This is a genomic window from Pseudoalteromonas sp. GutCa3, from assembly GCF_002836155.1.
Taxonomy (GTDB): domain Bacteria; phylum Pseudomonadota; class Gammaproteobacteria; order Enterobacterales; family Alteromonadaceae; genus Pseudoalteromonas; species Pseudoalteromonas arctica.
The window spans coordinates 26,647-52,051 of sequence record NZ_PJBK01000047.1; the positions used below are offsets into that span (position 1 = coordinate 26,647).

22 protein-coding genes are annotated in these 25,405 nt (G+C 40.5%); 12 read left to right on the top strand and 10 right to left on the bottom strand.

Features of this window, described 5'->3' with window-relative positions:
- Window positions 1-19 precede the first annotated feature (19 nt).
- From CXF64_RS08610 to cysQ, 3 genes are read left to right on the top strand one after another with little or no spacing between them, the layout of a single operon-like run.
- Entirely contained in the window at window positions 20-1,744 is a 1,725-nt protein-coding gene (locus tag CXF64_RS08610) for an SLC13 family permease (protein ID WP_101216817.1), read from the top strand.
- Between the two features lie 32 nt (window positions 1,745-1,776).
- Window positions 1,777-2,370, top strand: coding sequence for an adenylyl-sulfate kinase (gene cysC / locus CXF64_RS08615; RefSeq protein ID WP_007378439.1), 594 nt, complete (start codon window positions 1,777-1,779; stop codon window positions 2,368-2,370).
- 9 nt (window positions 2,371-2,379) lie between these two features.
- The gene (cysQ, locus tag CXF64_RS08620) at window positions 2,380-3,150 is read left to right on the top strand and encodes a 3'(2'),5'-bisphosphate nucleotidase CysQ (RefSeq protein ID WP_024589584.1); all 771 of its coding nucleotides are present in this window, start codon (window positions 2,380-2,382) and stop codon (window positions 3,148-3,150) included.
- Window positions 3,151-3,223: 73 nt separating this feature from the next.
- Here the strand turns inward: cysQ and CXF64_RS08625 are convergent, their stop codons facing one another.
- Both CXF64_RS08625 and CXF64_RS08630 read right to left on the bottom strand, forming a co-directional pair.
- On the bottom strand, window positions 3,224-4,627 hold the full coding sequence (locus tag CXF64_RS08625) for a KAP family P-loop NTPase fold protein (protein WP_101216818.1): 1,404 nt from the start codon (window positions 4,625-4,627) through the stop codon (window positions 3,224-3,226).
- A gap of 279 nt (window positions 4,628-4,906) precedes the next feature.
- The gene (locus tag CXF64_RS08630; RefSeq protein ID WP_007580097.1) at window positions 4,907-5,704 is read right to left on the bottom strand and encodes an alpha/beta fold hydrolase; all 798 of its coding nucleotides are present in this window, start codon (window positions 5,702-5,704) and stop codon (window positions 4,907-4,909) included.
- Window positions 5,705-6,157: 453 nt separating this feature from the next.
- Between CXF64_RS08630 and CXF64_RS08635 the strand changes: the two genes are divergently transcribed.
- Window positions 6,158-7,435, top strand: a complete 1,278-nt coding sequence (locus CXF64_RS08635; protein ID WP_101216819.1) for an aromatic amino acid transport family protein — start codon at window positions 6,158-6,160, stop codon at window positions 7,433-7,435.
- 131 nt (window positions 7,436-7,566) lie between these two features.
- Window positions 7,567-8,910, top strand: a complete 1,344-nt coding sequence (locus tag CXF64_RS08640) for a M24 family metallopeptidase (RefSeq protein WP_101216820.1) — start codon at window positions 7,567-7,569, stop codon at window positions 8,908-8,910.
- A 53-nt stretch (window positions 8,911-8,963) separates the two neighbouring features.
- On the opposite strand, the gene speD is transcribed toward CXF64_RS08640, so the two are convergent.
- The 8 genes from speD to CXF64_RS08680 form a co-directional block, all read right to left on the bottom strand.
- On the bottom strand, window positions 8,964-9,776 hold the full coding sequence (speD, locus tag CXF64_RS08645; RefSeq protein WP_007376266.1) for an adenosylmethionine decarboxylase: 813 nt from the start codon (window positions 9,774-9,776) through the stop codon (window positions 8,964-8,966).
- Window positions 9,777-9,864: 88 nt separating this feature from the next.
- Entirely contained in the window at window positions 9,865-10,278 is a 414-nt protein-coding gene (locus tag CXF64_RS08650) for an OsmC family protein (protein WP_002958863.1), read from the bottom strand.
- Window positions 10,279-10,364: 86 nt separating this feature from the next.
- Window positions 10,365-10,712 (bottom strand): DUF3802 family protein, encoded by a 348-nt coding sequence (locus CXF64_RS08655; protein WP_007580087.1) that lies wholly within the window; start codon window positions 10,710-10,712, stop codon window positions 10,365-10,367.
- 132 nt (window positions 10,713-10,844) lie between these two features.
- Window positions 10,845-12,314, bottom strand: coding sequence for a succinylglutamate-semialdehyde dehydrogenase (gene astD / locus CXF64_RS08660; protein WP_101216821.1), 1,470 nt, complete (start codon window positions 12,312-12,314; stop codon window positions 10,845-10,847).
- Window positions 12,315-12,329: 15 nt separating this feature from the next.
- Window positions 12,330-13,346 carry an arginine N-succinyltransferase gene (gene astA / locus CXF64_RS08665; protein WP_101216822.1) on the bottom strand — a complete coding sequence of 339 codons (1,017 nt, stop codon included), beginning with the start codon at window positions 13,344-13,346 and terminating at the stop codon, window positions 12,330-12,332.
- Between the two features lie 85 nt (window positions 13,347-13,431).
- A complete protein-coding gene (locus tag CXF64_RS08670) occupies window positions 13,432-14,637 on the bottom strand; it encodes an aspartate aminotransferase family protein (protein WP_101216823.1) in 1,206 nt (401 codons plus the stop codon).
- Between the two features lie 379 nt (window positions 14,638-15,016).
- On the bottom strand, window positions 15,017-16,177 hold the full coding sequence (locus CXF64_RS08675) for an HDOD domain-containing protein (RefSeq protein WP_024593401.1): 1,161 nt from the start codon (window positions 16,175-16,177) through the stop codon (window positions 15,017-15,019).
- Between the two features lie 43 nt (window positions 16,178-16,220).
- Window positions 16,221-16,802 (bottom strand): anthranilate synthase component II, encoded by a 582-nt coding sequence (locus tag CXF64_RS08680; protein ID WP_024589576.1) that lies wholly within the window; start codon window positions 16,800-16,802, stop codon window positions 16,221-16,223.
- A gap of 551 nt (window positions 16,803-17,353) precedes the next feature.
- On the opposite strand from CXF64_RS08680, the gene CXF64_RS08690 reads away from it, so the two are divergent.
- The 7 genes from CXF64_RS08690 (at window position 17,354) to glpK (ending at window position 25,340) form a co-directional block, all read left to right on the top strand.
- A complete protein-coding gene (locus CXF64_RS08690; RefSeq protein WP_024589575.1) occupies window positions 17,354-17,596 on the top strand; it encodes a YdcH family protein in 243 nt (80 codons plus the stop codon).
- A 446-nt stretch (window positions 17,597-18,042) separates the two neighbouring features.
- Complete coding sequence (gene galE, locus CXF64_RS08695) at window positions 18,043-19,056, top strand: UDP-glucose 4-epimerase GalE (protein ID WP_101216824.1); 1,014 nt, start codon at window positions 18,043-18,045, stop codon at window positions 19,054-19,056.
- Window position 19,057: 1 nt separating this feature from the next.
- On the top strand, window positions 19,058-20,122 hold the full coding sequence (locus tag CXF64_RS08700; RefSeq protein ID WP_101216825.1) for a UDP-glucose--hexose-1-phosphate uridylyltransferase: 1,065 nt from the start codon (window positions 19,058-19,060) through the stop codon (window positions 20,120-20,122).
- Window positions 20,112-21,260, top strand: coding sequence for a galactokinase (gene galK / locus CXF64_RS08705; protein ID WP_101216826.1), 1,149 nt, complete (start codon window positions 20,112-20,114; stop codon window positions 21,258-21,260). The genes CXF64_RS08700 and galK overlap by 11 nt, the downstream gene beginning before the upstream one ends.
- 19 nt (window positions 21,261-21,279) lie before the next feature.
- Complete coding sequence (locus CXF64_RS08710) at window positions 21,280-22,284, top strand: Gfo/Idh/MocA family protein (protein WP_101216827.1); 1,005 nt, start codon at window positions 21,280-21,282, stop codon at window positions 22,282-22,284.
- Between the two features lie 29 nt (window positions 22,285-22,313).
- The gene (locus CXF64_RS08715; protein WP_101216828.1) at window positions 22,314-23,636 is read left to right on the top strand and encodes an alpha/beta hydrolase family protein; all 1,323 of its coding nucleotides are present in this window, start codon (window positions 22,314-22,316) and stop codon (window positions 23,634-23,636) included.
- A gap of 207 nt (window positions 23,637-23,843) precedes the next feature.
- Window positions 23,844-25,340: a glycerol kinase GlpK gene (gene glpK / locus CXF64_RS08720; protein WP_033010428.1), complete on the top strand. Its 1,497-nt coding sequence runs from the start codon at window positions 23,844-23,846 to the stop codon at window positions 25,338-25,340.
- The last annotated feature ends 65 nt before the right edge of the window (window positions 25,341-25,405 follow it).

The following is a 25,405-nucleotide window of genomic DNA, read 5'->3' on the forward strand; positions in this document are numbered from 1 at the left end:
CTGTTAGGAATTTAAAAGCATGGTAGAACAGCTCGTTTTAACAGGCATTATGCTTACCTTAGTCGGGTGCCTTTTTGGCACCCGTATTAATCCAGCATGGTTATTTGTAAGCGCCATTGGCACCAGCTACTTAGCAGGGCTAATCGATCTTGAAAGCATGTTGATTAATTATGCTAACCCGTCGCTTATCACCTTAGTACTATTGGTGTTAGTGTCGACCGCAATAGAAAAAACCACCCTAATTCAAAAGTTAGCGCAATCGCTATCTAAAGGTAGTTTAGTAAAATCGGTAACAAAATTGGGGTTATCAACCGCCTTTTTATCGTCGTTTACTAACAATACCGCCGTTGTTGCATCGCTTATTACCGCGATAAAAGACAACCCTAATCACTCCCCTTCAAAGCTATTATTACCGCTGTCGTACACTGCTATTTTGGGCGGCACTATTACGCTTATTGGTACATCAACCAACTTAATCGTCAATGGCTTTGCAGTTGATGCGGGCATGAAACCGCTAGGCTTTTTTGACTTTACCTTAGTGGGTTTAGGCGCGCTAAGCGTAGGCCTAATTACCATTTTAGTAATGCTTAAATATTTACCCGACAACGGTAAAAGCGATCAAGAAGTCGTGCCTTTTTACCTAGAAGGTAAAGTACAAGCAAACTCAAAATTAATAGGCCAAACCGTTGAAGAAAACGGCCTGCGTGATTTAAAAGACTTATTCCTCGCGGAAATTATTCGCGATGGCAGCCGCATTTGCGCAGTCACCCCGCAGCAAATTATTCAAAAAGACGACGTGCTGCTTTTTGTAGGTGACATAAAATCGGTGCCATTACTTACCCGTTTCGACGGCTTAAAAGTAGTGCACGAGAATCATCAAAAAGACATAGAACACTTAGTAGAAGTAGTCGTAAGTCAGTCATCAAAATTTATTGGTAAAACCGTAAAAGAAGCCCGCTTTAGAGAGCAATTTCATGCTGCTGTTATTGCCATTCGCCGTGGGCACGACCGCTTACAAGGCGGCCTTGGGCAAGTACAACTACAAGCTGGCGACTCACTAATACTTGCGCCAGGCAAAAACTTTTACACCTTGCCTAATTTAAAGCGCGAATTTGTGTATATTTCAGGGTTTGACTTACAAGCCCACCTTGCACCTAAACAATCAAACATTGTGCTTCTAAGCTTTGCCGCAGTACTGGGTTTAAGCATTATTGGTATAGTCCCGCTGGTTAAAGGCTTATTAGTATTACTGATTGGCTTAATGCTAAGTGGCACCATAAAACTTAACGAAGTAAAACGCCGTTTTCCACTCGAGTTATTAGTGGTAGTAGGCAGCGCCATTGGCCTTGCCAAGTTAATGATAGGCACCGGACTTGCCGGGCAAATATCCGACGCCATGTTTATGGTACTTGGCGACTTTGGCCCTTACGGCGCATTTATTGCCATATTTTTAATGACCGTATTATTTACCGAGCTTATTACTAATAACGCGGCAGCTGCATTGTCGTTCCCTGTTGCTTACTCACTCGCGGTTGGTTTTAATGTAGACCCGCTACCGTTTATTATGGCGGTTGCCTTTGGCGCATCAGCCAGCTTTATATCGCCATTTGGGTATCAAACTAATCTAATGGTTTATAGCGCGGGTAACTATCGCTTAAAAGATTACATAGTGATGGGCTTACCCCTTTCTATTATTTATTCAATCACGGTATTAACCTTGATCCCGCTGGTATTTCCGTTTTAATACCTGCGCTCACAGCATAAGAGACTCTCACTATGGATGAAAATATAGTTTGGCATAACTACGCAACGACAAAAGCACAGCGTAGTGAGCAAAAAAAACATAAGCCTGCTATTTTATGGTTTACCGGCTTTTCAGGCTCTGGCAAAAGCACCGTAGCCAACGCACTAGAAGCGGCGCTTAATCAGCAAGGTACGCACACCTACCTGCTTGATGGCGACAACGTACGCCACGGTTTATGTAAAGACCTAGGCTTTAGCGACGAAGACCGCATTGAAAACATACGCCGCGTAGGCGAAACCGCTAAACTAATGACCGACGCTGGCTTGTTAGTACTTACTGCATTTATATCGCCTTTTAGAGCAGAGCGCGACATGGTGCGCAGTCTAGTAGATGAAGGCGAATTTATTGAAGTATTTATCGATACCCCACTGGATGTATGCGAAAGCCGCGATCCAAAAGGCTTATACAAAAAAGCCCGCGCTGGAGAGATAAAACACTTCACTGGTATCGATTCAAGCTACGAAGTGCCAAACAATCCAGAAATAATTTTAGATACAAGTAAAAACACCCTAGACCAATCGGTTACACAACTGATAACGTATCTAAAACAAAAGCACATAATATAGGTTAACCCCATGAATCAAACCGAACTGCTAGAAGAAACCCTCATCCTTGCCCGCAAAGCAGGCCAAGCGATAATGGGAATTTACGAAAAGGACTTTAACGTTGAGTACAAAGCTGATGAAAGCCCCGTAACCGACGCCGATTTAGCAGCTCATAAACTGATTGTGGCAGGGCTTCAACAGCTCACACCCGACATTCCAATACTCAGTGAAGAAAATGCCGACATAAGCTGGGATGTACGCCAAACATGGAAAAGCTACTGGTTAGTTGACCCAATCGACGGCACTAAAGAATTTATTAAAAAGAACGGTGAATTTACCGTAAACATCGCCCTAATTAAAAACGGCATTCCTATTTTAGCCGTAGTAGATGCACCTGCCCTTGGCGTATCGTACTTAGCCGCCGAAGCCATTGGCGCGTTTAAAGATAAAGGCGATGAGCGAATTGAGCTTAAAGTAACCACCAAACCTAACAAAGGGTTAATTCGTGTTGTAGGCAGCCGCTCGCACCCATCACCCGATTTAGCCGAATTTGTAAAACGCTTTGACGAGGTTGAAATGGTGTCTAAAGGCAGCTCACTAAAACTGTGTTTAGTCGCTGAGGGCAGCGCCGATATTTACCCGCGCTTGGGCCCAACTTGCGAATGGGATACCGGAGCAGGCCACGCCATCGCCGAAATAGCCGGTGCTAAAGTCACTAAGCTTGATGGCAGCCCGCTTATTTATAACACCAAAGATGAATACTTAAATCCGTACTTTATTGTAAGTGCGATAGAAGAGTAAGCGCAGTTTTGAGTGGTTAGCTATCGGTTGTTAAAAAGACAAGTGATAGCTTTAACTACAATAGGACTTTATATTAACTATTGAATTTGAAGCTTTCTAGCATTTCTATCCTCTGCTTTAAACTCTCTAGATCAATCGAATTTCGAAACCCGTCAAAACTTTTTGTTAATTGTACTACATCATATGAATAGCTCTGTTCTTCTGTACTAGCACTTTCATCAGAACTTATATCTTCATGGTACTTTAGCGCTTCTCCAATATTACCGTGGTATCTATCATTTTTTGCTCCAATTAAAGAGCTTTCAATTACTGCGCACGCTCTAGAATCTATTGATTTCAAATTAGGGGTTATTGTATGAAGAACTTTAATCAGCTTTTCTGGTGTATCTCCTCCATTAATATACCCACTATAACTTTCGTAATAGTACTCTTTAGCAACAATCAAGAATGCTAACAAGTCAGGGTAAAGATATACATCTTCCGCTGTAGATTTAACTACTAAATTTACTTTCGCAAATAACTGTTCTACTTCCCTTAAAGACAGTTTTTTAGCTTTCGCCAATAATTTAAAGGTATTCTTTAAGTGATCTTTTTCGTATCTAAATGATTGGTATTGAGTTCTTTTTTGAAAGAAAATATCAAACTCAAATATTTTATAAAGCTGTTCAATAAATGCGTCTAAATCACTCTCAGGCAAAATATACTCAATATCAATAAACCGCCTAAGATAACCCATTGCTTCAAACCCTGCACCATAGACCCCTTTAACGCTATGAGACAGTTGAAGTTTGTCCATTGCAATTACAAATACAAGACCTTCAATATCTAAAAGATGTTTTATTCTCTCTAGTAACTCAATTGCATAAGTAGGTCTGCACCGATCCAATTCATCAATAATAATAAATAATTGACTTGTAGCTCCATCTTCATTTTTTAAAGCTTTTGATACATTCTCTTTAAAAGAAGTAATAGCCTCTTTACTCTTTGTATAATCATCCAAAAAATCTTTAGATAATCCCTCCGTGAATTTGGCTGCTTCAGCTTCAATTATTTTTTCAGCGTCAATTATTCCAGCAGTAGCAAGCTTTACTAACACGGGTAAACCTTTTTTTAAAATTTGTGCACCTGCACTCTTTGCATTAACCCATGCTTTACTTTTCTCTTTATCTCCCTCAACAAGAGACTCTATTTTTTTATTAACCTCGCCCAGAAATGCTTGCAGTGGATCATTAACGAAATCAGTTTCCCAGGCACTAAAGTAAATTGCCGAACAATCATTTATTTGTAGGTTAGCTTTTAACATCTCCAAAAATGTAGTTTTACCTTGCCCCCAAGGAGCATTCACGGATAAAACAATCGGTGAGCTAATGTTTTTGAGGAGTGTAGTAAAGTTTTCGACATGAGGTTTTCGTCCAAGCTTGTCATTCTCAAAAGGGTCGTTTGGATCAATAATTATTTTATGTGATTTAAATTCCATTTATGTATTCTTCTCCGATTCCAGCATTGAAAGGTCAACTCAAAAAAACTAATCTTATATTCACATCAGAAAGCTCTAATGTAAACATTGCTTATCAATAGGGATGTGCAAGCAAGCTATGCGTTTTTATTACCTTCTCGATTACTACGTACCCCACTCAGAATAACTCCTTTAGGATCAGGTCTTGCTTTTAGTTTAGGGCGAAAGCCAAAAAGAATGACCTAATCCAATTTACTAAGTACTTGCCATTAATTGAAAGCTTTTTAAAAGCGACAACCCTTAGCGATTTTGCTGGGCGATAAAAGCAAGCGAGTGCTGATTAAATAAGTCAGGGCGTTCCACATTACAAACATGGCCACAATGGTGAATAGTTTGCAGTACGCTGTTTTTATGACGCTTAACCATTTCTTTAACAGGGCCAAGGAACATATGATCCTCCTTACCCATAATGTACAGAATGGGAATATCAATGTCTTTTTCTTTGAAATATTGCATTAAAGGATTTACGTCCATGGCTAATTTAAACCATTTTATAAACTCTTTTTGGCACAAGCGTTTTGCTTCACGAACAAACAAAAGTCGAGATTCTTTATGACGCTTTTTCGGCATCATAATAAAAGCAAATAAGCGATACAGCCACATATAAGGCAGGAAGTGTTTAAAAGTATTACCTAAATAAACCAATGTATTACTGCGAGTATTAAAACGAGTAACCGCTCCACCTAGCACCATGCTAGAAACATATTGCGGCGCAATTTCAGCAATATTTCTAATAATAATTGTGCCCAATGAAATACCAACAAAGTGTGCGCTGGTGATATTGTTATGATCTAACACATCGATAATGTCTTTAGAGACATTATTAAATGAATAATTATTATCAACAAAGTTTTGTACTAAGTTATTCGATTTACCGTGACCACGAAGATCTAGCAACAACACATTATATTCTTTTTTATAGGCTTTAAGCTGACGAAACCAGATTGCCGAACTACCACCTGCTCCATGGACAAATACAACCCATGTTTTACTGGTTTCGTGCGCAAAAGTAGTATGGAAAAGAATTTCTTTGCTCATTGCAGTTAGCGGCCTATTTACTTCGTTTGGCATATTCAATTGTAGGAAGTATAACGGAGTTTAATAAAAATCTCTTATGAAGTTCAGATCAATGGCTTCGACTTAATAGCTTTTGGGAGCAGATTTTGATTTTTAAATGAAAACCAATAAAAATGACCTTCCCCTATTTTTACGTTATGAAAACCGCCTTCCTCGGCTTTCCTGCTAGCATGACGCTATAGCGTGTTGGGTTTCGCTCCAACTAACCAACCTACCCCGTACAGTAACTCTATAATGTGGCTTGCCATTTAAGGCTTTTGCTCACTTTTACACCACTGTTTCGTATTCATGACACTTACCCTCCAATTGAGTCTAATTAATTAGTCTAAAAATCTCTTCAAAACATGAAAAATGTCTCTAAAAACTATACCCTTCGGCGTAGTTATTATTTAAATAATGGATGAGCACACACACATGACAACATCTCAAGATGCAACGCTTTCAAATGCATCACCAAACACACACACAAATTCAAATACAAAAACTAAATGGAACCTGCACGATACGCAGTGGACATTAAGTTTATTTGGTACCGCCGTTGGTGCGGGTATTTTATTTTTACCTATCAACATTGGTATTGGCGGTTTTTGGCCGTTAATTATTATGGCGTGTTTAGCGTTCCCAATGACCTTTTTTGCGCACCGTGGATTAGCGCGCTTTGTACTTTCATCAAAAAATAAAGATGCCGATTTTACCGACGTAGTTGAAGAGCACTTTGGTGTGACTGCGGGGCGGTTAATTTCCTTGTTGTACTTTTTATCTATATTCCCAATTTTGCTTATTTACGGTGTAGGTTTAACCAATACCGTTGATAGTTTTATGGTTAATCAAATGGGGATGGAATCACCTTCTCGCGTGCTACTTTCGGGCGTATTAGTTGCAGGCATGATTAGCTTAATGATGGGCGGCGAGCGCTTAATGCTACGTGCCTTTGCTATTTTAGTGTATCCGCTTGTGGGCATATTGTTCTTTTTATCACTTTATTTAATCCCTAGCTGGCAGATGCCAGATATGACGGTGCCTGAAATAGGCAGCTTTGGTAAAACGTTGTGGTTATCGATTCCTATTATTGTGTTTTCGTTTAGCCACGCAGCGGCTATCTCAAGCTTTGTAAATGTGCAACGCGGTCATTACGGCGAACAAGCTACACGTAAGTCTGAGGCGATTTTAAAGCGCACTAGCTTGCTACTTATTACCTTTGTACTGTTATTTGTGTTCTCTTGCGTGCTGTCGCTTACAGGCGAGCAAATGGCAGCGGCTAAAGCGGCTAACGTATCGGTTTTATCCTACCTTGCTAATATTACTGATAACTCGTTTATTGCCACACTTGGGCCACTTGTTGCCTTTATTGCTATTACATCGTCGTTTTTGGGTCATTTTTTAGGTGCACGCGAAAGCTTTACAGGATTAGTAACTAAACAAACAGGCTTAAGCGCTGGCGTTACCGATAAAATTGGTGTGTTAATCATGTTTTTAGCTATTTGGTTTTGTGCTGTTAAAAACCCAAGTATTTTAGACATGATGGATCAGTTATCGGGCCCTATCATTGCGATGATTTTATTCATTATGCCAATGATTGCAGTTTATAAAGTACCTGCACTTAATAAATACCGAAATCGCTTTAGCACGCTATTTATATTAGCGGTTGGCTCGCTTGCTGTATTTGCACTTTTATACAGCATGCTTAAGTAATAAAGCTGTTTATACAAAAGCCCGGCTACTTTTTTAGCTGGGCTTTTTTGTGTGCTGTTTATCTCAAATTGTTTTTTTATAGTCGCTCTTCAGGCATGTTATAAATTAACTAGCCTAAAAATAAAACAATTATGCACTTTACTAAACAACTCCTACTTTATGTAAGCTTGCTAACTACGCTTGTTTTAAGCCTCTTTGTTAAAGCTGATGACGCTCCCGCTATTTTATCGATGAAAGAGCGCGCTGCGTTTATAGATAAAATAACTGAGCTTAGAGTTAATACCTTAATGCCCTCATTAATGAAGCAGCACAACACTGATATGTGGCTACTTATAAGTCGTGAATATAACGAAGATCCAATATTAAAAACAATGCTGCCTGCAACATGGCTTTCAGCCAGACGCACCACGATTTTACTATTTGCACTTAATAAACAAAGTGGTGTTGATGCTTACGCTATTGCGCCTTATAAAATAGGTAACGTATTTAAAAAAGGGTGGGATAAACAAACACAACCTAGCCAGTGGCAGGCACTCAATACGCTTATTGAGCAATACAAACCTCGCAACATTGCGCTTAATACTTCTACCGACTGGGCACATGCCGATGGCCTTGTGCTAGGCGATTACAAAACCTTAATGGCTAACTTGCCCGCCACTTATCACAATAAAATAATTTCTGCAGAGCCGCTTGCTGTTGCGTGGTTAGAGCAACGCATTCCTGAAGAAGTTAAAATGTATAAACATATTGTCGCTATTGCCCATCATATTATTGCAGAGGGGTTTTCGGGTAAAACAATTACGGTTGGTGAAACAACTAACGATGACTTGGTATGGTGGTTTAGAGAGCGCGTAAAAGAGCTAAAACTACAAACATGGTTTCATCCAAGTGTTGCTATTCAGCGCGCCGATGCGAAGTCGTTCGATCATGAAGAAAGCTTTACCAATGGCTACGATGATAACGTTATACAAACCGGTGACTTACTTCATGTCGATTTTGGGATTACTTATTTACGCTTAAATACCGACACGCAGCAGCATGCGTATGTGCTCAAAGAAAACGAAATAAGTGCGCCTAGTTACTTAGTTGAAGCACTAAAAAGCGGTAATAAACTACAAGACATATTTACCAATCAATTTGCGGTAGGTAAAACCGGTAATGAGGTTTTAGCTGCAGCACGAAAAGCCGCTATTGATCAGGGATTAAAACCCACTATTTATACTCATCCTCTTGGCTATCATGGCCACGCTGCTGGCACTACATTAGGTATGTGGGATTCTCAGCAAGGTGTACCGGGAAATGGTGACTATCCGCTACATTTAAATACGGCTTACTCAATTGAGCTTAACAATGCGGTGTTTATAAAACAGTGGAATAAAGAAATAAGAATAATGCTAGAGGAAGATACTATTTTTGATAAAAGCGGTGTCTGGTATTTAAATGGCCGACAAACACAGCTATTGCTTGTAAAATAAAGTATAAAAAAATGGCGCTCACTGAGCGCCATTTTTAATTTAATTCGTTGCTATTATTCTGTATCTGGCAGGTTACGGCCATAGAATATTTCTTGCATTTCACGGGTCAGCTTTGAGCGAATTTCGTCTTCTTCGCCCTCTGATAAATCTGCCGTAGAAAGGCCGAACAAATACGTGTTTAGATCGGTTTCTTTTAACATCATTTTGGTATGGAACAGGTTTTCTTGATACACGTTCACGTCCATCATTTGGTACGCTTCTTTTGTATCTTCTGTCATGAAGTTTTGAATCGAGCTAATAGCATGATCAATGTAGTGCTTAACACCGTTTATGTCGCGGGTAAAACCACGAACGCGGTAGTCAATTGTTACTACGTCTGATTCAAGGCTATGAATTAAGAAGTTTAACGCTTTAAGTGGCGAAATAATGCCACAAGTAGACACTTCAATATCAGCACGGAATGTACAAATACCATCATCAGGGTGAGCTTCTGGGTATGTGTGTACACAAATGTGGCTTTTATCTAGGTGCGCAACAACTGAATCAGGTAATGGGCCTGGTGCTTCGTCAGCATCGTAATTTTGCTGCTCTTCTACTGGTTCTTCTGAAACCAAAATAGTTACACTTGCGCCTTGCGGTTCATAATCTTGGCGCGCTACATTTAAAATGTTAGCACCAATAATATCAACAACTTCACCTAAAATGTCGGTTAGTCTATCTGCACTGTACTGCTCATCGATATATTCAATATATTCTTTACGTTGTTGCTCGGTCTTTGCGTAACAAATATCATAAATACTAAAGCTTAAACTTTTGGTTAAATTGTTAAAGCCATGAAGTTTAAGTTTATCGAAGGGTTTGTTCATAATAAACCAACCTATAAATTAGTGGGTTCTGCACCTGCAGAATGAAAAGTTCGCGGATTTTATACGAATTTCCCTCGTGGAAAAAGCGTTATTTTGCTTGATCTTGCACAACTTCGTGGCTATGCGTAATTTCTACTGTTTTATCAAGCATTAATGCAACCGAGCAATACTTTTCAGCAGAGAGTGAAACCGCGCGTGCAAGGTGCTTTTCAGACACATTATTGCCTTTAACAACAAAGTGTAAGTTGATTTTGGTAAACACACGTGGGGCTGTTTCGGCGCGCTCTGCACTTAGTTGTACTTGTACATCTGAAAAATCTTGTTTGGCTTTTTTTAAAATACTAACCACATCAACTGATGAACAACAGCCAACTGACATTAAAACCATTTCCATTGGGCTTGGTGCTGCGCTATCACTGCCGCCATCAAACACAACATTGTGGTTAGAATTAGAACGACCAATAAACGTATCGCCTTCAACCCATTTTACATTTGCTTGCATTTTTATATCTCAAAAAAATATTTTCTTGATTGTAAGCAAGTTAGCCGTAGTTGCAAATGAAAATGCAACGCAGGGCTATAAAATGGCTAAGATTGTTGTGTTAAAGCGCTATCAAAGAGGTTTTTTACTAAACCTGCAAATTCATCTATAAAGGCATGCTGTTCAACCGTGACAGGCTGTGAGGTGATGCTGCTGAGGACTTCTTCTAAATCGTAAACTATGCCATCAACTTCACGTACAATTTGACTACGCTGCTCTGTGTTGAGGTTTGTGTGCTGCTCGCAAATAAGCATCACATTTTGTGCAATAACGTCTTCGATTAATTCCATTACTGTTGGGGCACCTGGTTTTATTTCGCCTGGCTTCTCAAACAATGCTAAATTTTGAGTTAGATACATGATCAAATCATCGTACCCTTGCCTATCTAAAACCATTTTTGTACCACCTTTGTATAATTAATTATTTTTGATTTAAGCAGAAAGCGCTGTTGATTGCTAGCTTTGCGCGTTAGCAATACAAAAAAAGCAGCCGAAGCTGCTTTTATAATAATTAAGTAGTATTACTACTTAATCTATTTTTAAGCCTGGGCTTAGTGTTGCTGGCATAGCTACTTTTTCAAGCTCTACCGAAGCAACTGGGTATGCACAGTAATCGGCTGCGTAATACGCACTTGCTCTGTGGTTGCCCGATGCGCCAATACCACCAAACGGTGCTGCGCTTGATGCGCCAGTAATTGGGCGATTCCAGTTAACAATACCTGCACGAATACGACGTAAGAAATGGTCGTAATCTGCTGCACTGTCACTTAATAAACCAGCCGATAAACCAAAGGTTGTATCGTTTGCTTTATCAATGGCTTGGTCAAAGTCGTCAAAGCGGAATACTTTTAAAAGTGGTCCAAAATGCTCTTCATCTGGGAAGTCACTAATATTTGTACACTCAATAATACCTGGTGTTACAAAACCAGTATTGGCTGTGTGCTCAAGCTCTACTAATACTTGACCGCCAAGCTCAACAAGTTCGTTTTGCGCTTTAACCATGCCTGCAGCTGCAGCTGATGAGATCATAGAGCCCATAAATGGCTGGTCTGCATCATCGTAGTTGCCTACTTTAATCGCTTTAGTTGCAGTGATAAGGCGCTCTAAAATTACATCGCCTTTGCTACCTTTAGGTAAAAACAATTTACGTGCACATGTACAACGCTGGCCGCTTGAGATAAACGCTGATTGAATAATATCGTGAACAACCGCTTTAGTGTCTTCAACGTCAGTAATAATAAGTGGATTATTACCACCCATTTCTAGCGCTAAAATTTTACCCGGTTGACCCGCAAACTGTTCATGTAAAATATGACCAGTACGCGAAGAACCCGTAAAGAACAAGCCATCAATACCTTTGTGAGCAGCAAGGGCTTTACCCGTTTCTACTTCACCTTGTACAAGGTTAATTACACCTGCTGGTAAACCTGCTTTCTCCCACAGTTTAAGCGTAAGCTCAGCTACTTTAGGAGTAAGTTCAGACGGTTTAAACACAACCGTGTTACCTGCTAAAAGCGCTGGCACAATGTGGCCATTAGGTAAGTGACCCGGAAAGTTATACGGACCAAATACGGCTACAACACCATGTGGCTTATGACGAATCATCGCACGGCCAAGTGGCATTGCGTTTTCTACGTCGCCAGTGCGCTCTAAAAATGCTTTTTCAGAAATGGCAATTTTACCAACCATAGCACCCGCTTCTGTGCGAGTTTCCCACAGTGGCTTACCTGTTTCTTGTGCAATAGTAATAGCGAGCTCTTCGCTGTTTTCTTTTAATTGCGCTGCAAATGCTTTAATTATTTCTAAACGCTCAGTAAAACTTTTATCAGCCCATGCATAAAACGCTTCGCGCGCTGCATTTACTGCGATGTCTACTTGCGCCGCAGTTGCCGATGAAGCCTGCCAAATAACGTCGTTATTTGCAGGGTTTACTGAATTAAATTCTGTGCCTTGGCCTTGTGACCATTGACCATTTATAAATTGTGCAGGATGAGTCATATACTTTCTCCTAAATTAAATCGTGGTTGCACTAACAATATCGCCAGTTTGCAAATGCAGTGCATCTGCTATTTCTTGCGATAAAATAAGGCTTTTTGCGCGCTCGTCAAATGTCATTGGTGCAACGGTTGCTCTAAAGTCATTAAGCTTTTCGTTAGCTAGTAACACCATGGTGTCGCCAGTCATTTCGCCAATTTCAACGTTAAAGTTACGTGCATTACGAATAGTCGCAATGTTATCTACTTTTGCTTCAACCGTTGGGCCGCCGTCAAAAATGTCTACGTAGCCATTAAACGTAAAGCCTTCGCTTTTTAATAACTCGATTGCTGGGCGAGTGTTGTCGTGTACTTTACCTATTACGGCTTGCGCATCTTTACTTAGCAAGTTTACGTAAATTGGGTATTTAGGCATTAATTCAGCAATGAAAACCTTTTGGCCAATACCTGTTAGGTAATCGGCTGTTGGAAAATCCATTGAGAAAAAGTGCTCTTCAAGCCACTGCCAAAAAGGGCTACTGCCGTTTTCGTCAGACACACCGCGCATTTCTGCAATCACTGTTTGCGCAAAACGCTCTTGATGCTGTTTTATAAACATAAAGCGAGCTTTTGAAAGTAGCTTACCGTTACAATTTTTACGATAACCATCTTTTAAAAACAATGTGCAAAGCTCTGTAGCACCTGTGTAGTCGTTACATAGCGTTAGAATATCAACCGCTTTGTATACGTCTAATGTGCGCGAAGAGTGAATCACTTTACTTAAGTGATAATGATAAAATGCATCATCAAGCCCTACCGCAGCTTCAATTGCAGATGTTCCTACAACTTCACCGGTTTCGCTATCTTCAAGAACAAACAGGTAGCCTTCGTCACCAGGTTGTGACGTTTGTTTAGCAAAAGAGCTTACTGAATGGTCGATCTTTTTTTGCAATAGTTCTTCGTTTAATGGCAAAGACGTAAAACCATGCCCTGATTCGTGGGCAATTTTCAGTAATGCTGAATAATCATTTTGCTGGATTGGGCGAAGGATCATCATGAGTCCGCTTGCTCCCTTATAAATAACGGTAAATAGGAATTGCAGGGCAAGTAGTGCTTGCCCTTAATTGGTTGGCTTAAGTCGCTTATGCGTTTACTACGCTTGCTACTGCTTTTTCAAAGCGTGCCATACCTTCGCGAATGTCCGCTTCAGGAATTACTAAAGATGGAGTGAAACGTATTACGTCTGCACCAGCAACTAATGACATAAGGCCTTGCTCAGTCCCTGCCACTAAAAACTCTTTTGCACGACCTTTATATTGCTCGCTCACTACTGCACCAATTAATAAACCTTGGCCACGGATTTCGCTAAATACGTTGTATTTTTCGTTAACCGCAGTAAGTAGTTCATTAAATAATGCTGCTTTAGCTTTTACGCCAGCAAGTACTTCTGGCGTATTTACTGTATCAAATGCAGCTTCTGCAACAGCACACGCAAGCGGGTTGCCGCCATAAGTAGAACCATGAGTACCTACTTTAAGGTGCTGTGCAATCTCAGTTGTTGTGATCATAGCGCCAATAGGAAAACCGCCGCCAAGTGCTTTAGCTGAAGTTAAAATATCAGGTACTATGTTTAAGCCTTGGTATGCGTATAAATCGCCAGTACGGCCAACACCTGTTTGAACTTCATCAAAAATAAGCAGTGCGTTATGTTTAGTACATAAATCGCGAACGCCTTGAGCAAACTCGTCAGTGGGTGAAACAATACCGCCTTCACCTTGTAGAGGTTCCATCATTACGGCACATGTTTTGTCGCTGATAAGCGCTTCAAAAGCAGCTAGGTCGTTATAATCACAATGTACAATGTCGCCAGGCTTAGGACCAAAACCATCTGAATATGCAGCTTGGCCACCCACAGTTACGGTAAAGAATGTACGACCGTGGAAACCTTTGTTGAACGCGATGATTTGTGATTTTTCTGCGCCAAACTTATCAAGTGCAAAACGACGCGCTAACTTAAGCGCTGCTTCGTTTGCTTCTGCGCCTGAGTTGGCAAAATAAACTTTTTCAGCAAATGTAGCATCAACCATTTTTTTAGCTAGACGAAGTGCCGGCTCATTGGTCATTACATTTGATAGATGCCAGATTTTTTCGCCTTGCTCTTTTAATGCGCCTACTAATGCAGGGTGGCAATGGCCAAGACAGTTAACTGCAATACCACCAGCAAAGTCGATAAACTCTCGACCTTCTTGATCCCATACGCGAGAACCTTCGCCTCGAACAGGAATTACGCTTGAAGGTGCGTAGTTAGGAACCATTACGTGATCAAATAATTCGCGATTGACTGTCATTTTATTTCCTCTTAATTGTGAGCAACACAAAACATCAAAATAGGTGTTTGGTTAATATTTGTAACCAACTTTATAGGCAAGATCAGTAACCTGATAATTGCGCAAAATTGCTTTGTGGTTCAATTTTCAGACGCACATTATTTCAGAATTACTTATATCTGTCTCGTTAAAAACTTTCATGTATCCCTTGAAAATAAAGGGCTAAAGATATTATTTCATAGATAGTGAATAACTATTTGCATAGCTATTTATGCTTATTTTTAAACAACTAACCGCATGAGCACCAAGGCGCGCATGCTTTAATCGGCAAATATGCAATATAACAATAGAGTGAGAATGAATGGTTAGTCGCAAAAAAATTAACAAAAAATTCAGATTTTTAGTCAATTTGAATAGCTAAATTGGTAAAATTACTCGATTGGAGGGTTTTTAGTTCCGTTTTAGTGAACTTAAAGTACGAAAACCAGCTTAGAGTTTCATCAGGCTCAATAAGTTGATGCTCTTTTAAATTAAGATATTGAGAGTAGCAACGTGCCTTTAGCATTACTTCTGTTAACGGCAGTAATGTATCGCCTTTATCTACCCCATTTACTAGCTGCTGCATGACACCTTTAAACGGTAAATATTTAAAAGCCATTTTGTCTATTACTTTGGCGCTTACTTCTATCGACTTATTGCTAAGTAGAGTGGTTAAAAATAGCGGGTCGGGCTGTAGCTCTAATAATGCGGTGTGTAAATCTTTTTGGTTTTCATTTCGGGCTAACTGCACTTTGCGTTGCCATACTTTCTCAAACGTTTTTAAGTACAAGCGCACTAATGCAATTCGCCCTACATCTAAAAGCATACCAAGGGTAAATGCATGAACGTCATTCACATTATTAATTTGTGCAATTTTTTGCGCTGCAATCGCGTTTGCCATCGCGCTGTCGCGTAGCCGGCGTTTTAATAATGAAAATGGTTCGGTGCTATGTGGCATCCAATGACGCGCTGCAAATGTAGGAATCACTAGCTGTAAGTTATCAAGGCCAATATAACGAAGGGCAAGCGATGGTTTATCTACTTTTACAGACGTGTTTTTACTACGTTGATTACGGTAGTAAGGTAAATTAACAAGCGTTACTAATTCTCTACCCAACCAGCTTATATCATTAACCAGTGGCTCTAAACGCCCTACCGATGCCGACTTTACAGCTAATATATCGAGTATATTGGCAATGCCATCTTCAATACCTATAGTACTGTGAATTACGCCATCTATATCTTCAAGCTGCTTATATATAGCTGTTTCAATTGTTTTGTGCAGTTGCTCACTCGCTTGAGCGCGGTACTTATGATGTGCAGTACTGCTTTGCTGGCGTTTATTCTGTGCGGCCACTTCAACCTGAAGCAAAGTACGTTGCTTCATGGGTTCGCCGTAATCTATATCTAATGTATGAATGAAACCAATTTGCTGATGCGCAAAGCTGTGCCCAAGCAATAAGTCATGAGCCCGTTGGCTTAGTATTTTGGCAGTACGCTGCTGGGCTACAAGTTCAGTCATGACATCCATTAATAAAGTATTAAATGCTCTGTGTATTATAACATTAGAAGCGAGTTAAAAAGTTATCAAGCAGTTCTAAGCCTTGATCAGTTAGAATAGCTTCGGGGTGAAACTGCACACCTTCGATTGCTAGTTCTTTATGAAGTAACCCCATAATTTCGTCAAACTCGCCTTGCTCAGTCTGAGTCCATGCGGTTACTTCAAGTTCTTTAGGTAGAGTTTGTGATTTAACCACTAAAGAATGATAACGACACACTGTTAACGGGTTAGCTAAACCTTTAAACACCCCTTTATTAGTGTGAACTATGGGTGATGTTTTACCGTGCATTACTTTTTTAGCACGAATTACATCTCCCCCTAAAGCTTGTGCGATAGTTTGATGCCCCAAGCAAATTCCTAAAATAGGATATTGCCCTTTTAGTTGCTCAACAACATTTAACGAAATACCCGCTTCGTTAGGGGTGCATGGCCCCGGCGATAAAACGATGTGTTTCGGGTTCAACTGTTTTATTTGTGCAATGCTTAGCTCGTCATTACGTTTTACTAAAACGTCTTGATCTAAACGCTGAAAATATTGCACTAAGTTGTAAGTAAACGAATCGTAGTTATCGATCATTAACAGCATTACACAACAAACCTTATAAATTATTGACCACTTACTTCACACAAGTAGTACTAAGCGCTGCATTCTACCACTATTAATTAACCAACATAAATTAGCAAAAAGCGTTAAAAATTAACTCTTTTAGCTAAAATGCTTAAAAGTCTTTAGCGGGTACTAGTTTACTTAACCTGAACTCTGGTTAATAGATTTATTAACGTATTGAATCATGGTTATATTTAAATTTATTTTCTCTAGCCAGAGATTCCTTGCACCTTGAGCAATAATATCGAACCCTAAGCTTTTCACGAGTAGTTAATACAACTATTTAAACTGTATACCCCAACAATAAATTATTGACTCCTAAAGTACGTGCGTTTATTGATCGCTCTGTTAAATACTTTGGTGAAATGCCTTACTGGGCAAAATAAACAGATTGTTTGCTCTACATCAAATTAGCGGCTCAATGGTTGAATTATATCTATGTAAGCCCCAGTGTATTATATGAAAGGCAGTAATTCACTTATACAACTCACTTACTTGTGAGCTCATTTATATCCTATTAAGGAGCGAATATGTTAGGCGAAGACCACTCATTAACTAATGACTTTCCAGAGTACTTAAAGACCATTGCCGAGTTAAATGACAGCGATACTGAATTTGCAAAAAAAGCAGATAAGTACGACAAGCTAGATAAAGAAATTAGAGTGTTAGAGCTCAAAGATGCCCCCATAAGCGACGAGCAAATGCATCAGCTAAAACACGAACGTACGGAATTAAAAGATTGGCTATACGAGCGCTTGCAGCAAGAGCAGTAATGCAACTAAATAAAAAGAGCTCACTGATAAAGTGAGCTCTTTAGATCAACAATGGCTATTTTCTCTAAACCTTACAAAGCCACCCACAGGTTTCATAAATACAGTGCTTGGGTTAATAACATCTTTGCGTTTCTAGCCAGTGCTATCGGTAGCACCGGTAAGTAAAACTGTTTTATTTATGTTGCTCTCTCCTAACTTTGTTTTCGCTATATTAGCAGCCTCCCTACCGCTGATAATTAGGTCAATAATCGAATCAGTTTATCTAATCAATTGATAAAGCTAAGTCTATGTTAGTTAAAATAAAAACATGCCACTTAAACACAAGCGAGTGTTCAATCTGAATGTTTTTTATGCTTTTATTTGAATTATCCAGTAATCATAACTATTGTTTTTAAACCACCTTAATAGTAGTATTTATCATATAAATACACTTTTCGAGAATAAACATGAAAGTTTTAGTTACTGGCGGCATGGGTTACATAGGTAGTCACACATGTATTGCATTGCATGAAGCAGGTATTACGCCTGTTATTTATGATAACTTGTCTAATGCAAGTGCGCGGGTACTTGACCAACTCGAAAAGATTACAGGTACTCGTTTTGAGTTTATATTGGGTGACATTCAAGACGAGCAACAATTTAAACTCGCCCTAAAACACACTAAAGCCGAAGCTGTTTTTCACTTTGCGGCTTTAAAAGCCGTTGGCGAATCAACTGAGCAACCACTGCGTTATTATCGAAATAATGTGTCGGGCACATTAAGCATGCTACAAAGCATGCAAGATGAAGGCGTTAACCATATTATATTTAGCTCATCGGCTACTGTGTACGGCGAACCAGACTACCTCCCTATTGACGAAAAACACCCTATACGCGCAACTAACCCTTATGGTTGGACTAAAGTTATGGTTGAACAAGCCATGCAAGATGTATGTAATGCCAACAGCAAATTTATGGGCATAGCGCTTCGTTACTTTAACCCAGTAGGTGCACACCCAAGTGGTTTATTAGGTGAAAGCCCTAATGGTATTCCTAATAACTTAATGCCCTTTATTGCTCAAACTGCAGTAGGCAAACGCGACGTGGTTAATATTTTTGGTGACGACTACGACACTGAAGATGGCACAGGCGTGCGCGACTATATTCATGTTTTAGATTTAGCTAAAGGTCATGTTGCGGCATTTATGCAGCATAAAACAGATACCGCCTTTCATGCTTACAACTTAGGCACAGGGCAAGGTTATTCTGTGCTTGATATGATCAACGCATTTAGCGCATCAGCCAATAAAGATATTCCTTATCAAATTGCACCGCGCCGAGCAGGTGATATTGCCTGTAACTACGCCGATGCCACAAAAGCGCAAAACACACTTAACTGGCACGCAGAACTAACACTTAGCGACATGACAAACGACACATGGCGCTGGCAAACTAATTACCCAAGTGGGTTGGAGAGTTAATATGGCTTTATTAGAAAGTACTCACAGACGTAAAAATCCGCTAACGGGTCGTTGGGTATTAGTGTCACCACATCGTAATAACCGCCCATGGTTAGGCGCAACAGAAGCCGTTAATGAAAACGTATTACCAAGACACGATGAAAGCTGCCCACTTTGCCCAAGCAATACCCGTGCAAATTTCGACAGCAATCCAGATTACAAATACACACACGTATTTAGAAATGACTTTGGCGCATTAACACCTAATGCCAGCGAGCAATTACAAAGCTTAGAGTCAGACAGCGATTTATTTATTGCCGACGAAGCCAGTGGCGAATGCCGCGTAATTTGTTTTTCTCCAGAGCATAATAAAACACTACCAGAGCTTAGCCAAAACGCATTGCACGAAGTAGTAAAAACCTGGAAACAAAATTACACAGAGCTTGCACAGCAGTACGAATGCGTACAAGTTTTCGAAAATAAAGGCGAGATCATGGGTTGTTCGCAACCTCATCCTCACGGCCAAGTATGGGCTCACTCGCATTTATCAACCGAAATAGAAGCCGAAGATAACCAGCAGCTTGCCTATTATAAAAAGCATGGCACAGCCATGCTTGACGATTACGCGCAAAAAGAGCAAGCAGATAAAACTCGTGTTGTATTTGAAAACGAACATTGGCTTGTTGTTGTGCCATTTTGGGCTGCATGGCCGTTTGAAACAATGCTAGTAACTAAAGATAATATTCAAAACTTTAGCCAGCTAAACGATGCGCAAACCAACTCTTTGGCTCAGGCACTTAAAGTATTAACCACTAAGTACGACAACGTATTTAATTGCAGCTTCCCATACTCAATGGGATGGCACAATGCACCCGCTAATAGAGGCTCTGATGAGCAACATTGGCGTTTGCATGCACACTTTTATCCGCCGCTACTTCGCTCTGCTACTGTTAAAAAACACATGGTAGGCTACGAAATGCTAGGCGAAAGCCAACGCGATTTAAGCGCAGAAACCGCTGCTTCTATTTTAAAAGCAGCCAGTACAACACACTATAAAGATACAGCAGGACACACAGATGAAGCTTAACGAATTCCAACAACAATTTTTGTCACTGTATGGCGCGCCTGCTCAAGGTATTGCAGCAGCACCGGGGCGTGTAAACCTCATTGGCGAATTTACCGACTACAACGACGGTTTTGTTTTACCGTGTTCGTTAGAGTTTCGTACCCAAGTAATGTTTAAAGAGCGCGACGACAATATTATTACTGTGCATTCTTTAAATTACCCAGGCGAAAAAGACAGCTTTAGTGTTGATGAAGAAATCACTGAAGGCCAGTCGCAATGGGGTAACTACATTCGTGCTGTGACTTATGTTCTTAAAAGAGCGGGCTACACACTGCGTGGCGCCGATCTACTTATTGACAGTAACTTACCGCAAGGTAGTGGCTTGTCATCATCGGCAGCACTAGAAGTTGCAGTTGGCGGTATGTTTAACCATGTTGCACAGCTTGGTTTACCGCCAGAGCAAATTGCGCTATTTGGCCAAGAAGCCGAAAATGACTTTATGCATTGCCAATGCGGCATTATGGATCAGCTTATTTCAGCTAAAGGCGAAAATGGGCATGCACTATTAATCGACTGTGAAAACCTAGCAACCAAATCAGTTAAAGTTCCTGATGATTTAAATATTGTTATTGTTAACTCTAACTACCCGCGCAAGTTGGTTGATAGCGAATACAACCAGCGCCGTATTGACTGCGAACAAGCTGCTGTAAAAATGGGTGTAGAAACACTTCGCCAAGCAACCATGACTGGCTTGCAAGCAGTAAAAGCGACATTAAGCGAAAACGAATATAAACGTGCACACCACGTAATTAGCGAAAACGACCGTGTAATTGCAGCAACTACTGCACTACAAAATAACGATATGGATGCGCTTCGCGAATTAATGGCTGCATCGCATCAATCTCTCAAACACGACTTTGAAGTAACCGTACCAGCAACCGATGGCCTAGTAGAAATTTGTAAAGAAGCGATGGGCGATCGCGGCGCAGTACGTATGACAGGGGGTGGTTTTGGTGGCGCAATTGTATGTTTGTGTCGCGATGCTGAAGTACCTCTTATTAAAGCTGCGGTAGAAAAGCATTACTTTGAGCGCTTTAGCTTAAATGCTGATATTTACGTATGTTCAGCGGGTTCAGGATTACAAATTACGTCTTTTTAAATAAACCTAAGGAATAAGCATGGCAAAGGTTAATTGGGGAATTATTGGGTGTGGCAATATAGCTCACACCTTTGCTAAAAGCATTGCGCATTGCAGTGATGCACAGCTTATTGGCGCTGCATCAACGAATATGCAGCGCGCTAAAGAATTTGCCACATCGTACAATATTCAAGGCTATGAGAGCTATCAAGCACTTATTCAATGCCCAAACATTGACGCTATTTATATTGCCAATACGCACGATCAACACTTTAAAACGATAGCCGAATGCTTAACACACAATAAGCACGTGCTAAGCGAAAAACCAATTACCGTTAATGCTGAGCAGTTACAAAGCCTCACTAAGCTTGCCAAGCAACAAAACTGCTTTTTAATGGAAGGTGTTTGGATGCGGTTTTTACCAGCTATAGTAAAATTACAACAGCTCCTAAGTGAAGGTGTTATTGGTAATGTGCACAGTGTTAATGCCAACTTTAGTTTACCTGGCAGCTTTGCCAACACTCACCGATTAATGAACCCTGTAACAGCGGGTGGCGCCCTGCTCGATTTAGGTATTTATCCTATTTCGATTGCTGATGTGGTATTTAATAAAACCCCTGAACACATCAAATCCTTTGTACATAAAAGTACAACCGGCATTGATGAGCGAAGCACTGCTATAGTTGATTACGGTAACGGGCAATTTGCATCTCTTGCCAGCGCACTGCAGCAAAATGGCCCAACAGAAGCATGTATTAATGGTGAGCTTGGCTATATTCGAATACCTCAGTTTGTAGGTGCAAAAACGCTAGAACTACACATAAACGACCAAGACCCGCAATACTTTGAATACGACTTTAGCGACGATGAAAATTTTAAGTTTGAAATTGCACATGTCACGCAGTGTATATTACAAAAACAAACCCAAAGCAGCGTATTACCACTGGGTACTAGCTTACGAGTTATGAACATAATGGATACCTTACGAGCACAATGGCAGTTGCAATATAGCAATGCCGTCGAGTCGGCTGAACTGACTAATTAAAAAATAAAAATACACAACAAGGACACACAATGACACACACACTCAAGGCGCTTTCAAAAGCTATATTACTTGCTACGTGCAGTTTATCTGCCAGTGTAGCTGTTGCTGAATCTAATAAACCAGAGCAGCTATACCCGCCAATCACTAGCGAAGTACTGCCAGAACTTGCAGCTAAAGGTAGCTACAATGTAGGTGTGCAAACACTTGATTTAGTTAACCCTGCGCAATTTGACCCCGCTACACAAGGTCAAAAAGATCGTCCTTTAAAAGTAGAAGTGTGGTATCCGGCTGCAAAGACAGCAAAAGCACCACTTACCAGCTACACCGATGAAACTCGTTCAGGTAAAGAATTTACTCTGCAAGCCGATGCAATGCGTGATGTCGCCATTAATAATAAAGAGCACTACCCTGTGATAGTGCTTTCGCACGGTTATACCGGTTACCGTACGATTATGTACTACCTTGGCGAGCACTTAGCGTCGCACGGTTACATTGTGGTAGCGATTGATCATACTGACTCGACCAATGCCGATGTTGATTTTAATAATGCGCCGTTCTCTGGCTTTTTTAGCACGCTTATAAATCGCTCACGCGATCAGCAGTTTGTTATTAATTACTTTAATGAGCAAAACAACTTTGCAAGCAAGCAAGTAGACAACAAAAGTGCAGGCGTAATTGGTTACTCAATGGGTGGTTATGGCGCGGTAAATACGATAGGTGGTTGTTACGCTTTTAATGAGCAAACTACAGCTATGTTTACGGGTATGAAAGACCCAGCTCAAATTAAACAAGTACAGCAATTATTAAACAGCTGCGCTGGTGGGCAATACCAAAATCCAAAAGTAGACCCACGTATAAAAGCGATGGTGGCCTTTGCACCATGGGGCGGACAGCACGCTATATTTGATGCCAAAGCAATGGAAAATATTAAAGTACCTTCGCTTTATATAGCCGGTAACTTAGATGACATTTCAGGCTATGAAGGCATTAAAAGTCTTTATGAACAAACAGGCAGCAAAGATAAGTACATGCTTACTTACAAAAATGCACGCCACAATATTGCACCACACCCAGCCCCTGCTATTGCACAAAGCAGCAGTGAGCTAGATATAGGCCATTACTACGAGCCTTCGTGGTCTATGCGTACACTAAACGAAATCAACAAACACTTTGTACTTGCCATGATGGATTGCCACGTAAAAGGCATAGCCAGCGAGTGTAAATACTTAGATTTACCACAAAACGGCGACCAAGCTGTTGTTGATGGTAAACCGCTGCCACAGTGGCGCGGGTTTGATAATCGCTTTTCTACCGGTATGGATTGGCAACAAGCTAAACCTCACACCAAGTAATAATAAACTTTAAGCGGCTGTTTTAATCAATAGCCGCGTACGCCCTTAAAATAATGCAAAAATAAAACGCCTTTTATATAAAAGAGTTACCAGAAAATATTAGCGTGTTTATTTTTTAATCTGCTATTTTAAGAAAAAACCATTGCCATTAACTTCGGTTAAAGGCAATCTAGTCATATATAAGATAAGATAAATAACACAAATATCATGTCCAAATACATACTCTCAATTGATCAAGGAACCACAAGCTCTCGGGCCATCTTGTTTACAAAAGATGCAGACGTTTTTGGTACAGCACAACAAGAATTTTCGCAACATTTTCCACAAAATGGTTGGGTAGAACACGACCCTAACGATATTTGGCAAACAGTGCTTAGCACTAGTCGCGAAGTGTTAACTAAAAACGATGTAAAGCCTGAAGAAATTATTGCCATTGGTATCACCAACCAGCGCGAAACCACTTTAGTGTGGAACAAAAAAACAGGCAAAACAATTTATAACGCTATTGTATGGCAAGACCGTCGCACAAGTGACTATTGCGAAAGCCTAACAACTGATGAGCTTTGCCAAACAATAAGCGATAAAACAGGCTTATTGCTCGACCCTTATTTTTCGGCCACTAAAATTCGTTGGATTTTAGATAACGTTGAAGGCGCACGCGAACAAGCCCTTGCAGGTGAGCTCGCCTTCGGTACGGTTGACACTTACCTACTTTGGCAGCTAACAGGCGGCAAAGAGCACCGCACCGATGCAACCAATGCATCGCGCACCATGTTATTTAATATTCACACCCAGCAGTGGGATCAAGAGCTTTTAGAGTTATTCGATATTCCAGAATCTATGCTGCCAGAAGTAATGGATTCAGCTGACGAGTTTGGTTCAACCAGTGCTGACATTTTTGGCGCGCCAATTCGTGTTTGTGGTATTGCAGGCGATCAGCAAGCTGCGCTTGTTGGCCACGCATGTTTTGAACAAGGCATGGCAAAAAGTACTTACGGTACTGGCTGTTTTTTAATGCTTAACACTGGCGAAAAAGCACTGACCTCAGAAAACCGCTTATTGACCACTGTTGCTTATAGATTAAACGGCAAGCCAACTTACGCCATTGAAGGCAGTATATTTATGGCTGGCGCAACTATGCAGTGGATTGTTGAAGGCTTAAAACTACTTAGCCATGCTGGCGAAAGTGAATCGATGGTTAAAGATGTACCGCTCGATCATGGTGTATTTTTAGTGCCTTCGTTTACGGGTTTAGGTGCTCCTTATTGGGACCCTAATGCACGTGGCGCTATTTTAGGGCTAACACGCGATTCGGGTATTAGCACCATAGTTGCCGCAGCGCTGCAATCAGTTGGTTACCAGACCAAAGATTTACAAAAAGCGATGGAGCGTGATGGTCTTCGCCCAAGTGTGCTTCGTGTAGATGGCGGTATGGTAAAAAATAATTGGGTTATGACCTTTTTATCAAACATTTTAGGCGCAACAGTTGAGCGCCCAACTGTGACCGAAACCACTTCTTTAGGCGTAGCATATTTAGCTGGCTTACAAACAGGTGTGTACGAGTCGACTGAGCAGTTATCTAAAATGTGGACATGCGACCGTCGTTTTGAGCCAACCATGAGTGCCGACGAGCGTAACGATCTATACGCAAAATGGCAGCACTGCGTAGCTCAAGTATGCTTAACGAATAAAAACTGCCCATAGTAAATACTAAGTGGTTAAGGTCAATACTTTAACCACTTTGCTTTTTTAACTTAGCTAAATGCTAG

Bases quoted from the DNA above. Each gene is read 5' to 3' on its own strand.
- CXF64_RS08610 (WP_101216817.1), top strand. From the start codon at position 20: ATGGTAGAACAGCTCGTTTTAACAGGCATTATGCTTACCTTAGTCGGG.
- cysC (WP_007378439.1), top strand. From the start codon at position 1,777: ATGGATGAAAATATAGTTTGGCATAACTACGCAACGACAAAAGCACAG.
- cysQ (WP_024589584.1), top strand. From the start codon at position 2,380: ATGAATCAAACCGAACTGCTAGAAGAAACCCTCATCCTTGCCCGCAAA.
- CXF64_RS08625 (WP_101216818.1), bottom strand. From the start codon at position 4,627: ATGGAATTTAAATCACATAAAATAATTATTGATCCAAACGACCCTTTT.
- CXF64_RS08630 (WP_007580097.1), bottom strand. From the start codon at position 5,704: ATGAGCAAAGAAATTCTTTTCCATACTACTTTTGCGCACGAAACCAGT.
- CXF64_RS08635 (WP_101216819.1), top strand. From the start codon at position 6,158: ATGACAACATCTCAAGATGCAACGCTTTCAAATGCATCACCAAACACA.
- CXF64_RS08640 (WP_101216820.1), top strand. From the start codon at position 7,567: ATGCACTTTACTAAACAACTCCTACTTTATGTAAGCTTGCTAACTACG.
- speD (WP_007376266.1), bottom strand. From the start codon at position 9,776: ATGAACAAACCCTTCGATAAACTTAAACTTCATGGCTTTAACAATTTA.
- CXF64_RS08650 (WP_002958863.1), bottom strand. From the start codon at position 10,278: ATGCAAGCAAATGTAAAATGGGTTGAAGGCGATACGTTTATTGGTCGT.
- CXF64_RS08655 (WP_007580087.1), bottom strand. From the start codon at position 10,712: ATGGTTTTAGATAGGCAAGGGTACGATGATTTGATCATGTATCTAACT.
- astD (WP_101216821.1), bottom strand. From the start codon at position 12,314: ATGACTCATCCTGCACAATTTATAAATGGTCAATGGTCACAAGGCCAA.
- astA (WP_101216822.1), bottom strand. From the start codon at position 13,346: ATGATGATCCTTCGCCCAATCCAGCAAAATGATTATTCAGCATTACTG.
- CXF64_RS08670 (WP_101216823.1), bottom strand. From the start codon at position 14,637: ATGACAGTCAATCGCGAATTATTTGATCACGTAATGGTTCCTAACTAC.
- CXF64_RS08675 (WP_024593401.1), bottom strand. From the start codon at position 16,177: ATGACTGAACTTGTAGCCCAGCAGCGTACTGCCAAAATACTAAGCCAA.
- CXF64_RS08680 (WP_024589576.1), bottom strand. From the start codon at position 16,802: ATGCTGTTAATGATCGATAACTACGATTCGTTTACTTACAACTTAGTG.
- CXF64_RS08690 (WP_024589575.1), top strand. From the start codon at position 17,354: ATGTTAGGCGAAGACCACTCATTAACTAATGACTTTCCAGAGTACTTA.
- galE (WP_101216824.1), top strand. From the start codon at position 18,043: ATGAAAGTTTTAGTTACTGGCGGCATGGGTTACATAGGTAGTCACACA.
- CXF64_RS08700 (WP_101216825.1), top strand. From the start codon at position 19,058: ATGGCTTTATTAGAAAGTACTCACAGACGTAAAAATCCGCTAACGGGT.
- galK (WP_101216826.1), top strand. From the start codon at position 20,112: ATGAAGCTTAACGAATTCCAACAACAATTTTTGTCACTGTATGGCGCG.
- CXF64_RS08710 (WP_101216827.1), top strand. From the start codon at position 21,280: ATGGCAAAGGTTAATTGGGGAATTATTGGGTGTGGCAATATAGCTCAC.
- CXF64_RS08715 (WP_101216828.1), top strand. From the start codon at position 22,314: ATGACACACACACTCAAGGCGCTTTCAAAAGCTATATTACTTGCTACG.
- glpK (WP_033010428.1), top strand. From the start codon at position 23,844: ATGTCCAAATACATACTCTCAATTGATCAAGGAACCACAAGCTCTCGG.